Source organism: Streptomyces regalis, assembly GCF_001509475.1.
Classification (GTDB): domain Bacteria; phylum Actinomycetota; class Actinomycetes; order Streptomycetales; family Streptomycetaceae; genus Streptomyces; species Streptomyces regalis.
The window spans coordinates 45,073-57,706 of sequence record NZ_LLZG01000410.1 but is presented as its reverse complement, the minus strand read 5'-3'; the positions used below and the strand labels follow the sequence as shown (position 1 = coordinate 57,706).

General features: G+C 68.1%; 12 protein-coding genes. 11 read left to right on the top strand and 1 reads right to left on the bottom strand.

All coding sequences use genetic code 11. The features are described 5' to 3' along the window. The 11 genes from ADL12_RS45305 (at position 1) to ectB (ending at position 11,200) form a co-directional block, all read left to right on the top strand. On the top strand, positions 1 to 810 hold the full coding sequence (locus ADL12_RS45305) for a CPBP family glutamic-type intramembrane protease (protein ID WP_107120196.1): 810 nt from the start codon (positions 1 to 3) through the stop codon (positions 808 to 810). Next, a complete protein-coding gene (locus tag ADL12_RS45300) occupies positions 807 to 1,586 on the top strand; it encodes a nucleotidyltransferase family protein (protein ID WP_062714545.1) in 780 nt (259 codons plus the stop codon). The genes ADL12_RS45305 and ADL12_RS45300 overlap by 4 nt, the downstream gene beginning before the upstream one ends. Before the next feature lie 3 nt (positions 1,587 to 1,589). Continuing rightward, the gene (locus tag ADL12_RS45295) at positions 1,590 to 1,874 is read left to right on the top strand and encodes a PqqD family protein (protein ID WP_062714543.1); all 285 of its coding nucleotides are present in this window, start codon (positions 1,590 to 1,592) and stop codon (positions 1,872 to 1,874) included. Positions 1,875 to 2,110: 236 nt separating this feature from the next. After that, the gene (locus ADL12_RS45290) at positions 2,111 to 3,034 is read left to right on the top strand and encodes a diiron oxygenase (protein ID WP_208614755.1); all 924 of its coding nucleotides are present in this window, start codon (positions 2,111 to 2,113) and stop codon (positions 3,032 to 3,034) included. 266 nt (positions 3,035 to 3,300) lie between these two features. Beyond that, positions 3,301 to 3,843, top strand: a complete 543-nt coding sequence (gene ectA / locus ADL12_RS45285) for a diaminobutyrate acetyltransferase (RefSeq protein ID WP_341846408.1) — start codon at positions 3,301 to 3,303, stop codon at positions 3,841 to 3,843. A gap of 97 nt (positions 3,844 to 3,940) precedes the next feature. Then, a complete protein-coding gene (locus ADL12_RS45280) occupies positions 3,941 to 5,209 on the top strand; it encodes an MFS transporter (protein WP_062714537.1) in 1,269 nt (422 codons plus the stop codon). A gap of 75 nt (positions 5,210 to 5,284) precedes the next feature. Continuing rightward, positions 5,285 to 6,658 carry a SidA/IucD/PvdA family monooxygenase gene (locus tag ADL12_RS45275; protein ID WP_079052633.1) on the top strand — a complete coding sequence of 458 codons (1,374 nt, stop codon included), beginning with the start codon at positions 5,285 to 5,287 and terminating at the stop codon, positions 6,656 to 6,658. Then, positions 6,655 to 7,953, top strand: a complete 1,299-nt coding sequence (locus ADL12_RS45270; protein WP_079052632.1) for a trans-sulfuration enzyme family protein — start codon at positions 6,655 to 6,657, stop codon at positions 7,951 to 7,953. Before ADL12_RS45275 ends, ADL12_RS45270 begins: the two co-directional genes overlap by 4 nt. Continuing rightward, positions 7,950 to 8,990, top strand: coding sequence for a ketoacyl-ACP synthase III family protein (locus tag ADL12_RS45265; protein ID WP_062714531.1), 1,041 nt, complete (start codon positions 7,950 to 7,952; stop codon positions 8,988 to 8,990). The genes ADL12_RS45270 and ADL12_RS45265 overlap by 4 nt, the downstream gene beginning before the upstream one ends. Before the next feature lie 226 nt (positions 8,991 to 9,216). After that, positions 9,217 to 9,870 carry an IS110 family transposase gene (locus ADL12_RS45260; RefSeq protein ID WP_062714529.1) on the top strand — a complete coding sequence of 218 codons (654 nt, stop codon included), beginning with the start codon at positions 9,217 to 9,219 and terminating at the stop codon, positions 9,868 to 9,870. 61 nt (positions 9,871 to 9,931) lie between these two features. Further along, positions 9,932 to 11,200: a diaminobutyrate--2-oxoglutarate transaminase gene (ectB, locus tag ADL12_RS45255; protein WP_062714526.1), complete on the top strand. Its 1,269-nt coding sequence runs from the start codon at positions 9,932 to 9,934 to the stop codon at positions 11,198 to 11,200. Between the two features lie 74 nt (positions 11,201 to 11,274). On the opposite strand, the gene ADL12_RS45250 is transcribed toward ectB, so the two are convergent. Beyond that, positions 11,275 to 12,294: an IS110 family RNA-guided transposase gene (locus tag ADL12_RS45250; RefSeq protein WP_244188284.1), complete on the bottom strand. Its 1,020-nt coding sequence runs from the start codon at positions 12,292 to 12,294 to the stop codon at positions 11,275 to 11,277. Between the last annotated feature and the right edge of the window lie 340 nt (positions 12,295 to 12,634).

Sequence of the window (12,634 nt, the reverse complement as noted above, 5' to 3'; positions counted from 1 at the left end):
ATGGGGACAGCAGTGGGCCGGGAGCGGGCCCCCGTCGGCGCGGGACCGCTCGACCGGGTCTTCGACTGGCCGCACTGGCAGCTGTCGCGAGGGCGGCTGGCCGCGGCCGCGTGCTCGGCCGCGTTCGCGGTGGCCCTGTGTGCGGACGCCGGCGCCTTCCGGGCCGCGGGTGTCATCGTCCTGATGGAGACGCTTCTGCTCGCCCTGCCATGGCGGGTGCCCAGGACCGGACGCTCGGTCGCCGGATTCTGGGCGGAGATCGTCTGTGGCCTCCTCGCGCCCCTCGGGGCGCTCGCCGTCGCCGTCTGGGCCGGCCCCGCCTGGCTGTGGCAACCGGGAGCGCCGCAGTGGTACGTGGCCGGTGCCGCGCTCGGCGGCGCGCTGCTGTGGCTCGGCGGCATGAACCTGCGTGCCCTGGCCACCGGGGAGCTCGCCTTCTTCGCCGGTCCCACCCGCCCCGGCCACGGATACGCGCGGGCCACCGCGATCCTCGTCGGCCCGTTCGGCGAGGAGGCGCTCTACCGCGGCATCGTCCTGACGGCGGCCGCGTCCGCCGCGACCACCGACCTGCCCCTGGGACTGCTCGCCGCCGCGGCGTTCGTGGCCCGTCACCACATCTCCCCGGGCGCCAACGGCCGTGACTCCACCCGGGCCATGGCGGTGGAGGTGAGCGCCGCCGCGCTGCTGCTGGCCCTGACCGTGTACTCGCAGTCCGTCTATCCGGCGCTGCTGGCACACCTGATCAACAACATCCCGTCCGCCGTACTCCAGATCCAGTGCGCCCGCTCCGGAAGGGCAGACACCGTATGACCATCGACTTCTCCAGCTGCCTGCCCGAACTGGCCGGCCGCGGCCTGCTGCCCGCCTCCTACCGCTCCGCCTTCGTGGTCGGCTCGCTGGCCCGGGGCTGGGCCAACGCGGCGAGCGACGTGGACATCTACGTCATCGGCGACGCACCGTGGCCCGGCCCGGTGTCCTCCGCGATCCGGGTGTCGCTCAGCCACCCCGAGGTGCCGACCGAGAGCTGGTACGTCGCCGACCGGCGCTGGGAACTGAAGTACTGGACCACCGGCCAGCTCGACGAGATCCTCACCAAGGTCTCCTGGGACAGCTTCGAAACCACCGTTCCCATCGGCCAGTTGCTCAGCCGCGACGAGGAACAGCTGCTGGAACGGCTGTTGTACTGCCGCCCGCTGGACGGCGAGGACTGGGTCGCGGGGCAGCAGGAGCTGATCCGTACGTCGGCGTTCGGCGCGTCCGTGGTGTCGTACTGCCTCACCAACGCCGACGACTTCGTCGACGACGCGCTCGGTCAGCTCGCCGAAGGCGACACCGCGAGCGCCGTCCTGTCGGCCCGGGCGGCGTTCGGGCACGCCGTGGACGGTCTGCTCGCCTCCCAGGGCGAGTGCAACCGCCTGGTCAAGTGGCGCGCCCGACGCATGCTCGCCGCCCGCCCGGAAGCGCTGTCGTTCGAGCGGTACTGGGCGGTCGAGACCATGGCCGGCTTCGACGCCGCCGCCCCGGAGAAGTGGGTGCGGGACGTGGTCGCCCTGTGCAAGAGCCTGTCCCTGCAAGTGGAGGTTTGAGAGATGACGACCAGTCCGACGGCCGACGCCGTGCCCGAGCTCCGGCCGGAGGCGCGGTTCAGGAAGTTCCGGGGCACGACCGTGGTGGCCTTCGGGCCGAACGCGCTGGAGCTGTCCGACACGGCGGCCTTCGTCCTCGCCCGTGTCGACGGACAGCACTCGGTGGCCCAGCTCGGAGCACTGCTCGCACAGGAGTACGGCATCGACGCCGACGAAGGAATCGCGGACACGCTGGAACTCGTCACCGACCTGGCCGAGTCCGGAATCCTCGCGCTCGGGAGCTCGTGAGCCACGGGCGCGGCCTCTGAGCCGCACGGCTCGCCCCCGCCCGGCAACCACCACTGTCACGAAAGAATGGGAACCACGCGATGTGCGGGATTGTCGGGCTCTTCACTGGCTGCTCCGCCCTTTCCTACTGCCCCCGCCGGACCCTCGCGCCGGCCGGCTCCGCCCCGGCCGGGCAAGGTCCACCTCGGGACGCAGACGAGGCCGACGAAGCCGTCAAGGTCGTCGAGGCCGGCGAGGTGTCATACACCAGCCCGTTTGCGCGCTGGGACGAGCGGGCCGCCGTCCGGCGCTCGCCGCGGCGCGTGCTCGACGACTCGCCCTCTGGGACAGCGCGTTACTTCTCACCCGACCTGGTTCCCGTCGCCCGCCACCGGCTGGTCACCGGGCTGCGCCCCGAGCTGTTCGACGAGATCCTCGTCCAGCATCTCTACCGCTACCTCGACTTCACCGCCCAGCTGGAGACGCTTGTCGTCAACCGCACCGTGCTGGGCATCGCCACGGGCTCGGTCGGAGTCGGCCTGCCCGAGGAGATGCGCTTCGACGCCTACAAGATCTACTGCGACGAGGCCTATCACGCCCTGTTCTCCGTGGACCTGATGCGCCAGGTGCGCGACGCCAGCGGCATCCGCCCGCTGCTGCCCGAACAGCCCTACTTCCTGCGGCGGCTGGCCGAGATCCAGCAGTCGCTGACACCCGAGAACCGGCCGCTGGCCGAGCTGCTCTTCGTGACCGTCTCGGAGACCCTGATCTCGGCGAGTCTCGCCGATCTGCCGGCCGACGACACCGTGCTGCCCGCCGTGCGCGAGTCGATCCGCGACCACGCCGCCGACGAGGGCCGCCACCACGCCTACTTCGCCACGTTCCTCCGGTACCTGTGGGCCGCCCTCGACCCGGCGGGCCGGCGCACTGCGGCGCTGCTGGTGCCGCGTCTGATCACCGCCTTCCTGCAGCCCGACCGCGACGCCATCCGCGCGGAGCTGCTGGAGTACGGGCTTGCGAGGGACGACGCCGAGCAGGTGCTCGCGGAGGTCTACGACGAAGCGACCGTGGCCGCGCACACCCGGGCGACGGCCAAGCGGACCCTGCACTACTTCACCGCCCTGGACGTACTCGACGACCCTCAGGCAAAGGAGGAGTTCCATGTCCACGGACTGCTCTGACCGTACCCGGAGTGCATCCGGGCAGCTGCCGGTCACCGGTGCATGGCTGCCAGGACAGCCGCAGGGGCGGCGCTCGTGGTGCGTGCTGCCGGAGCCGCTGAAGCTGGAGTCGGGGGATGACCGATCTCGGCTGGGGATGACCTCCCCTCGTCGTCCGCCGGCTCCATCAGCCGAACCGGTGCCTCCCCGGCTGAGGCCGGGGAGGCGGCCGATATCCGCCGGCAGATGTGACCCCCACCGACAGCGGCCCGAGGAAGGGGCCCACCATGTCTACTGAGGACGTTTGTATATCCGCTCAGAAGCTGGTACCGCACTGTGACGCCGCGGTTGAGTGCATGAAGGCGCGCCTGAGGCATCCGCACGTCCAAGACGGCGCGGCTGTCTGGGGCCTGGCTCGTGACGTGGGTCTTGCCGACTTGGACCCCTCGTACAGCTACCTCATGTGGTGCCGTGATTTCGCGGCGACGTCTGTGGTCGCCCGTCCGACCGACGGGGGCGCTCCGCTGGGGTTCGTGACCGGATACCGACGGCCGGAGGCCGCCGACACGCTGTTCGTGCGGCAGGTCGCGGTGGCCCGGGCCGCCCGGGATCAGGGGCTTGAGCTGGCGATGCTGGAGTGGCTGGCCGGCAACGTACCGGACCTGCGGTACGTGGAGACCACCGTCACCCCGGACGACGAACCGGCTGCCAGGCTGTTCTCGGCGTTCGCTGCGGCCAATCACGGTCAACCGCACCGACATGCGCTCTTCGCCCCGGATCAGTTTCCGGACTCACACGAACCGGAGATCCTGTTCCGCATCAGGCTGTAGCCAGTCGACACCACACAACACCCCGTCGGCGGCAATGGTCGAGACGGTGCGGGGCGAGGGCGTTGGCATACAAGTTCGGCAAGGAGAACCCGAGAACATGTCCAAAGTCAAGGCTGCCGGGATGACGCAGCTGACGCCGATCATATGGATCACGGGCGTCGCAGCTCTCATCTCCTTGATGGGGTCGTCCCTGAAAAGTACCGTCCAGGTGTACTTCGTCCCGATGGCGCACTCCTTCGGCGAACCTCGGGATAGGTTCGCGCTCGCGACAACGCTGTTCGCTGTCGTCTTGGCAGTCGCCTCACCACTCATCGGAGCCCTGTCGGACCGATACGGACCGCTAATTGTCCTACGTGCGGGGCTCGTTGTCTCGGCCGCGATGTTCGTGTGGGTTTCCCTCGTCCAGAATTTCGTCCTGCTCACTGTGGGCTACGGCATTCTCGGGGCGCTCGGCTACGCGTCGCTGTCGTACATTCCGATCGGCGTGCTCGTCGACCGCGTGTTCCCCCCGGACCGCAAGGGGTTCTTTTACGCGCTCCTCACGAACGGCACGGCCATCGGCTTCATGGTCCTCGTCCCGCTGTGGGTCTGGCTCGAGCAGCTCACCGACTGGCGGTTGGTGATGTTTGCCGTGGGCGTCTTCATGGCTCTCGTTCTCCTGCCGCTGTCCTTCACACTGCGTCGGCACCGGTGGGCGGGAACGGCCGCGCCTCAGGCGCCCGCCGCCACCGGCCCGCGGGGCATCTCGATCCTGCGGCGTGGCCCTTTCGCCGCCCTCGCGGCGGCATTCTTCGCCTGCGGGATCACGATGGCCTTTGTCGACGTCCATATGGTTCCGATGCTCCATGACCACCACGTGGGAGCGCCGGCGGTGTCCAGCGCGATGGTGCTGCTGGGACTCACCGAAGTGATCGGCGCGTTCGTCACCGGGATGGTGTGCGACCGGGGCCGCATCCGAATGATCCTTATCCTTGCCTATCTGCTCCGCGGAGCGTCGATCACACTATTGGCATTCGCCCCGAACGCCGCCGTCGTCCAGGTCTTCGGGGTCATATTCGGGACCAGCTATCTCATGACGGTTGTCGCGACGACGACCTGGATTATCAAGCTCTACCCGGCTCGGGTCCGGGGCCTGCTCCTCGGCGTCCTGTGGACCGTGCACCAGGTCGGCGCCGCACTGAGCAGCCAGATCGGGGCGGTACTGCACGAGGGATTCGGCAGCTACACCCCGCTCATGTACATCGCCGCGATCTTCTGCGTGGTCTCGATCGTCCTCGTGGCATCTCTCCGTGAGCCCGACGAGTCGAACGTCATCGGGCTTGCCCCGGCAGCTGCCGAATCGGAGACCGCGACGGCCGGTGGATGACGACGATAAGCCAGACGCGCCGGTCCCGAGATTCAGGCACCGGGCCTCCCGGCAAGCGTTAAAAACCATTCCTGCATGTTGAAGGAGTCAGTAATTATGGACGTTATGGACGTCATCGGGATCGGCTTCGGGCCGTCGAACATCGCTCTGGCGATCGCGCTGGAGGAGTCGGGAGCGTACGACGACTGGCTTTTCCTCGAGGGTGCGTCGACACCCGTTTGGCAGGAGGAGATGCTCTTCGATATCAGCCTCGACACGTACTCGAATATCCAGAACATCCCGTACCGTGACCTCGTCACTCCGAGAAATCCTCGAAGCCGGTACACATTCCTCAACTACCTCGTCGAGAACGACCTTCTCTTTTCTCACCTCAACATGGATATGTTGATGCCGCTGAGGCCGGACTATGCCAAGTACATTCAGTGGGTTACCCGGTTCTTCGAGGATCGCGTTCGCTACGGTCGGCGAGTCGAGGCCCTCACGTACGACGAAGCGGCACCCGGCGGGGGTGCCTACCGACTCGTGACCAACACGGGTGAGGAGTTTCTCGCGCGCCACGTTGTCATCGGCACCGGGCGGCTTCCCAAGGTGCCATCGCAGTTCGCCAAGCTTGAGACCGACCGCATCGTTCACCAGTCCAGCTATCAGAGCGGCACCCGGCCGATCCTCAGCGCGCAGCCGTCGAGCAAAGTCGCCGTCATCGGGAGCAGCCAGAGCGCGGCCGAGATCATCCTTCACCTCAGCAAGACGTACCCGCAGCTCTCGATCGACTCGATCATGCGGCGATACGCTTTCCCGCTGAAGGACACGAGCCCCTTCATGAGCGAGGCGTACTTCCCGGAATTTACCGACATGTACTACGAATCTCCGGTAGAGCTTCGTCGACGCATCGACCGGGACATTTCCCGGACGAACTACGGTGCCTGCGACATGGACGTCCTCGAGGAGATATACCGGCAGATGTACTATGACCGGCTCCACGGTCGCAACCAGATCCACCTGCGTCGGCTCACCGACATCGTCGACGCCCGCGTCGACAATGACCGTGTCGAGCTCGCCCTCGCCGATCGCGCAAGCGGCGAGACCCGCACCGCGAGCTACGATCTGGTCATCCTGGCCACCGGCTTCTCCAACATTGGCCCGGGGCCCGAGGACTTGCGGAGCATCAGCCTGCTCGACGGCCTGTCGTCGTGGCTCGACTCGTCCGCCGGCGAGGGCCACGTCGATGTCGACCGCGGGTATGCCATCGACTTTGCGAACCAGCCCGCAGACGCCTCCGGCGTCGTCGTCCTCAACGGCCTGTGCGAGCGCACGCACGGCATCGGCGACGGCGGGTCCCTCAGCCTGACCTCGATCCGCTCGGCAGACATCCTTCGGCGGCTCCGGCAGTCCGACGAAGGAACTGCGGCGCCGGTCGCGGTCGGCTCCGGGATGGAGGAGGGTCGATGACCATGCGGGGTCCACGCTTCGACACGCTGGCGGTGGGCGCCGGCTACGGTCGCGAGGAGGCGGCGGCCAATCAGGGTTCAATCATCCCGCCGCTGTACCTGACTTCCTCACAGCACTTCCCGACGGCGGACGACATGGGCGCGGCCCTTTCCGGCGGGTCTGATGACTGGGTGTACACGCGTCTCGGAAATCCGACCGTGCGCTACCTTGAATCCGTCGTCGCGGCACTCGAAGGCTATGGCGTCGATGCCGAGGTCGGCGCTGCCGCAACGCCGTCCGGAATGGCCGCCGTAACCCTCGCGACGTCCCCGTTCCTGGCTGTGGATGGCGAGGGACCGATGAACATCGTCGCGTCGTCGGCGTGCTACGGCGCAACGTTCATGGTCTTCTCCCAGCGTTACGGACGGGAGCGCGGCGTCGAGGTCCGGTGGGTCCGCGACCCGTCCGCGATCGACGAGTGGGCCTCGAAGATCGACGAGCGAACTCGTTTCGTATACGCCGAGTCGCCGTCGAACCCGCTGCTCGACCTCATCGATATCCCGGCGGTCTCGCGGCTGGCGCATCAGGCCGGTGCGCCGTTCATCGTCGACTCCACGCTCGCGACCCCGGCGCTTCTCCGGCCGTTGGGCATGGGAGCGGACATCGTCGTGCAATCGCTCGGCAAGGCTGCCGGCACGAGCGGCGCAAGCCTGGCCGGCGCCGTCATCGCCCGTCGCGCCCTTACCTCGGCGGTTGCGGATCCAGCGGTCACTGACGACTTCGCGGCCTACCTGCGGCGCGGACCGATCCGGGACATGGGAGGGGTGCTCAGCCCGTTCAACGCCTTCACCATTCTCAGCGACATCCGCGACCTGCGGTACAGGGTCGACGTGATGTCGCGTTCGACCCTCACCGTCGCGGAGTACCTCCAGGCCTCGGACCGCGTTGAGGAGGTCTTCTACCCGGGGCTCGCCTCGCACCCCAGCCACGCACTGGCCCAGGACATGGTCCTCGTGGACAGCGAGGAGGACGGAAAGGCGGCGCGCCGGTACGGCTTCGTGCTCGGCTTCCGCCCCGTCGGCGGCGCCGAGGCGGCGGTCCGGATCCTCGACAAGTTCCGGCTCATCTGGCGCGCCAACGACATCGGGCGGGCCAAGAGCGCGGCCACGATCCCGGCCATCGCGACGCACCGGCAGGTTGTCGCTTCCGCGTCCAGCATGGCCACGGTTCCGGATGACCTGATCCGGATCACGGTTGGCCTCGAGCACATCGACGACATCATCGAAGACATCGGCCAGGCACTGGAGGCGGCATGACAGGCGGCACGACCGACCGCGCCGGCGACAGCCGGTTGTTCATCCGGGGGATCGGGGCGTGGCTGCCCCCGACCCGGGACACCGTCGACAAGGCGGTCGCAGCCGGTTCATACGGCCGCGACCGGGCCGTCAAGGACGGGTTCAGCAGCGTCGCCGTCGAGCATGAGCTGTTCCCGGCCGACATGGGCGTCGAGGCGGCCCGGCGCGCACTCGACGGCATCGACCGTCGCGAAATCGACTGGCTGGCGTGGACCTCGATCCACCGTACCGGCCACAAGACGCTGTGGCCGGTCGCGAGCTACGCGCACCACGAGCTGGGACTCGACCCCGGCGCGCTCCCGTTCTCGCTGAACCAGGGGTGCAACGGCGCGTTCGTCGCAATGCGCCTTGCCGCCGACCACGTCCGGCACCACCCCGATGCCTCGGCCGTTGTCGTCGGCGCCGATCGGTTCGAGGGCTCGCTGTTCGACCGCTGGTCATCCGATCACGGGACCGTCTACGGCGATGCCGCCTCGGCAGTCGTGCTCTCGAGCAAGCCCGGGCCGATCGAGGTGCTCTTTCTCGATGTCGAGCAGGGCAGCGAGCTTGAGCGCATGTACCGGGACGAGTCGCCGACGCCGGAGGATGCGGACAACCCCGGCCGTGACTATGACGTTGGTTCGGCCAAGCGCGCCTACCTCCAGCGGTTCGGCGACGGCGAGATCAGGTCGGTGTTCGCGGATACCCTGGGGCGGCTCCGCGAGAAGCTGCTGGCCAGGTATCCGCTCGACCGCCACCCGGCCCGGTACGTCGTGTACCCGAACGTGGGGGCCGGGATCAGTGCCGGCTTCTACCAGGATTCCTTTGGCGACCTCGCGCAGGCCAACGCCTGGGACTACGGGCGCACGATTGGCCATACCGGCGTCAGCGACCAGGTTCTGGGACTCGCCGACCTCATCGACCGCGGGCTCCTCGCGCCAGGCGACCGAGTACTGCTCATCGGGGCCGGCAACGGCCTGAGCGCCGCCGTCATGCTCGTCGAGATCCGCAGCGACTGACCGTGAGGATTGGCCATGGCATCGCCCGGAGGTCTGACTCTCCGACTGACTGACGCTTCGGTTGTCTTGCGTGGAATCGTCAACCTGCCGGGCGGTGCCGTCTGGTGCGTGGCCGGCCGGGCTTCGGTGACTTCATTGGAGCCTGGCCAGAGGTCCCGTCACTGTCTTGTCCGGCGGCCCGACCGACTCCCACGCAGAACAGGTCGGAAAGGCAGTACGAACCGGCATGACAGCAGCCGAGATAGCGGTCGTCGCCGGGATCGACACCCATACCGATCTCCACCAGGCCGCGGTCATCGACACGGTGGGCCGGCAACTGGCCACCGAAGCGTTCGCCACCACCCCCGAGGGTGACCAGGAGCTTCTGGACTGGCTGCGCTTCCACGCACAGGTCCTCGCCGTCGGCGTCGAGGGGACCGGTGCATTCGGCGCCGGACTCGCCCGCATCCTGTCCGCGAACGACGTCACGGTGGCCGAGGTCGACCGTCCCGACAGCAAGGCCAGGCGGGGCAATGGCAAGTCCGACCCCATCGACGCCTACGCGGCTCCGGTCGCGGCCCCGTCCAGCCGTCTGGTTGGACGCCTAAGGCGCGCAACGGGATCGTGGAGGCGATCCGGGCCACTGCGGATCGCCCGCAAGAGCGCGGCCAAGGCTCGAACCCAGACCATCAACCAGATCCGCACGCTCATCGTCACCGCGCCGTCCCGAAGCTGGTCGCCTTGCCCGGTCTTGCCGTACCGCCGAAGGCATGGTCAAGAAGGGCATCGTCCGGTGCCTGAAACGGTTCGTCGCCCGCGAGATCTGCCGCCACCTATCCCACGTGACCCACGCCACCACACCGCTCCCACAGATCAATTGACGATCTATAGGAGCTTCTGACTTGACGGCCTGGCCAACCGACAACCCCTACTTCTTCCGCTGAAACCAGGAGTGTTTCGCTGTGACCATCACCCAGCCCGACCTGAGCGTCTTCGAAACGCTGGAGTCGGAGGTGCGCAGCTACTGCCGCGGCTGGCCTACGGTCTTCGACCGGGCGCAGGGCAGCTATCTGTACGACGAGGACGGCAACGCCTACCTCGACTTCTTCGCCGGCGCCGGCTCACTCAACTACGGGCACAACAACCCGGTGATGAAACGGGCGCTCATCGACTACATCGAGCGCGACGGCATCACCCATGGCCTCGACATGGGCACCACCGCAAAGCGCGCATTCCTGGAGACGTTCCAGGACTTGATCCTGCGCCCGCGCGACCTGCCGTACAAGATCATGTTCACGGGCCCGACGGGCACCAACGCCGTCGAGGCCGCGCTGAAGCTGGCCCGCAAGGTCAAGGGCCGTGAGCCGGTCGTGTTCTTCACCAACGCCTTCCACGGCATGTCGCTGGGCTCCCTCGCCGTTACCGGCAACGCCTTCAAGCGGGCTGGCGCCGGCCTCCCCCTCGTCCACGGCATCCCGATGCCGTTCGACAACTACCTCGACGGGCAGACCCCGGACTTCCTGTGGTTCGAGCGACTACTGGAGGACTCCGGCTCGGGCCTGAACCACCCGGCCGCCGTGATCGTCGAGACCATCCAGGGCGAGGGCGGCATTAATGTCGCCCGCGCCGAGTGGCTGCGCGCGCTGGCCGGCGTCTGCAAGCGCCACGACATGCTGCTGATCGTCGACGACATCCAGATGGGCTGCGGCCGCACCGGCGGCTTCTTCTCCTTCGAGGAGGCCGGCATCACCCCGGACATCGTCACCCTGTCGAAGTCCATCAGCGGTTACGGCCTGCCGATGTCGCTGACGCTCTTCAAGCCGGAGCTGGACGTGTGGGAGCCGGGCGAGCACAACGGCACCTTCCGCGGCAACAACCCGGCGTTCGTCACCGCGACCGCGACCCTGAAAACGTACTGGGCCGACGGGCAGTTGGAGCAGCAGACCGTGGAGCGCGGCCACCAGATCGAGGCCGCCCTGCGCACGATCTGCGCCGAGCACGCGGACGCCGGCACTTCGTACCGCGGCCGGGGCATGGCCTGGGGCATCGAGTTCACCGACAAGACCCGCGCCAACAAGATCGCCCGCCACGCCTTCGACCTCGGCCTCCTCATCGAGACCTCCGGTCCGGAGGGCGAGGTCGTCAAGCTGATGCCGGCGCTGACGACGACGCCCGAGGAGCTGGACGAGGGCCTGCGGACGCTGGTGCGGGCGATCCGCGAAACGGCCTAATGCTGCAATCACAGAAGCTCCTATAGATCGTCAAGTGGCTGGAGATACCGATGGTTCGCTCCTGAAGGAGCTGGTCAGGTGGCGGTGGACCTCGTGCGCGACGAAGCGTTTAAGGCATCTGAGGATGTCCTTCGTCTTGAGCCCCTCGAGGGTGCGCCGTGCCACGTAGTCGCGGGTGCGTGGGTCGTGACGCATGCGAACCAGCACGATTGTGTGCAGCGCCGGTTGGCCTGCCTGTCGCCGCCACGGTTGAGCCGGTGGCGGTCGGTGCGGCCGGAGGAGGCTGGCACGGGTGCGGCGGCGCACAGGTGGGCGAAGGATGCCTCCGAGACGAGCCTGTCGGGGTTGTCCCCGGCTGTGACCAGCAATTGCCCGGCAGTCTCGGTTCCGACGCCCGGTAGCGCGAGCAGGCCCGGCGCGGTGCGGGTGATCAGGGCGCGCAGCTCGGCGTCCGCGTCTGCGATCTCCTCGCTCAGGTGCTGGAAGCGCTTGGCAAGGCGCTTGAGCGCGAGTTTGACGGCGGCGGCCGGGGCGGTCAGATCGGTGCCGGGACGGCTGGCGGCCAGGCGCCGTATCAACTCGGTGGTGGTCAGCGAGCGCAGTGCTTCCCGTACCGCAGCGGGCGCGGTGATGATCAGTGATTTGATCTGGTTGGTGGTCTGGGTGCGGGCCTTGACGGCGCTGGCGCGGACCACGCGCAGCGCGCGGATCGCCTCGACTTTGCCGTCGCGGTCCTTCGGGGTGCCGTTGGCACGGCCGGAGAGCACCGCGGTGGCGGCGGCGTAGGCGTCGACAGGGGCGGATTTGCCTGCGGCGCGGCGCGCTCGACGGTCGGGTCGCTCCACCTCGATCACGGCGATCTGGTTGGCGCGCAGGTACCGGGCGAGTTCGGCGCCGAAGGATCCGGTGCCCTCCATGCCCACCGCCATTACCTGGCCGTGCGAGCGCAGCCACGCCAGCAGGCGGCGGTAGCCTGCAGGCGTGGTGGGGAATGCCTCGGTGGCAAGGTGCCGGCCGATGGTGTCGATGACGGCGGCCTGGTGGACGTCGGTGTGGTTGTCGATCCCGCCGATCACCTCGATGGGCTGTGGCATGGCGGCCGGGTTGGTCCTTCCGTGCGCGGTGTGTGGGCTCGCGCGCACCGGTCCGGCGGACGGACACGACTGTGATGGGACCGCTTCGGTCAAGCTCCTATGAGGTCACGGTCGCCGAGCCGGTACGCGCAACGGCACCGCTCGGAAGGCCGACGATTCAGAGTGAGGACAGCCGGAGCGTCAATCGGGGATCGGGTCAGACCCTCGAGTGGTGCCTCCCCCATCCTCACAGTCGGGGATCTTGGTGTTTCGCGGTGCGGCGGCATGGTCAGGGGGCATGCTCGGGTAGTTCCGTTGCCCGATGTAGCTGTCGAGGTGCCCGGGTCATCACCACGACCCC

Bases quoted from the DNA above. Each gene is read 5' to 3' on its own strand.
- ADL12_RS45305 (WP_107120196.1), top strand. From the start codon at position 1: ATGGGGACAGCAGTGGGCCGGGAGCGGGCCCCCGTCGGCGCGGGACCG.
- ADL12_RS45300 (WP_062714545.1), top strand. From the start codon at position 807: ATGACCATCGACTTCTCCAGCTGCCTGCCCGAACTGGCCGGCCGCGGC.
- ADL12_RS45295 (WP_062714543.1), top strand. From the start codon at position 1,590: ATGACGACCAGTCCGACGGCCGACGCCGTGCCCGAGCTCCGGCCGGAG.
- ectA (WP_341846408.1), top strand. From the start codon at position 3,301: ATGTCTACTGAGGACGTTTGTATATCCGCTCAGAAGCTGGTACCGCAC.
- ADL12_RS45280 (WP_062714537.1), top strand. From the start codon at position 3,941: ATGTCCAAAGTCAAGGCTGCCGGGATGACGCAGCTGACGCCGATCATA.
- ADL12_RS45275 (WP_079052633.1), top strand. From the start codon at position 5,285: ATGTTGAAGGAGTCAGTAATTATGGACGTTATGGACGTCATCGGGATC.
- ADL12_RS45270 (WP_079052632.1), top strand. From the start codon at position 6,655: ATGACCATGCGGGGTCCACGCTTCGACACGCTGGCGGTGGGCGCCGGC.
- ADL12_RS45265 (WP_062714531.1), top strand. From the start codon at position 7,950: ATGACAGGCGGCACGACCGACCGCGCCGGCGACAGCCGGTTGTTCATC.
- ADL12_RS45260 (WP_062714529.1), top strand. From the start codon at position 9,217: ATGACAGCAGCCGAGATAGCGGTCGTCGCCGGGATCGACACCCATACC.
- ADL12_RS45250 (WP_244188284.1), bottom strand. From the start codon at position 12,294: ATGCCACAGCCCATCGAGGTGATCGGCGGGATCGACAACCACACCGAC.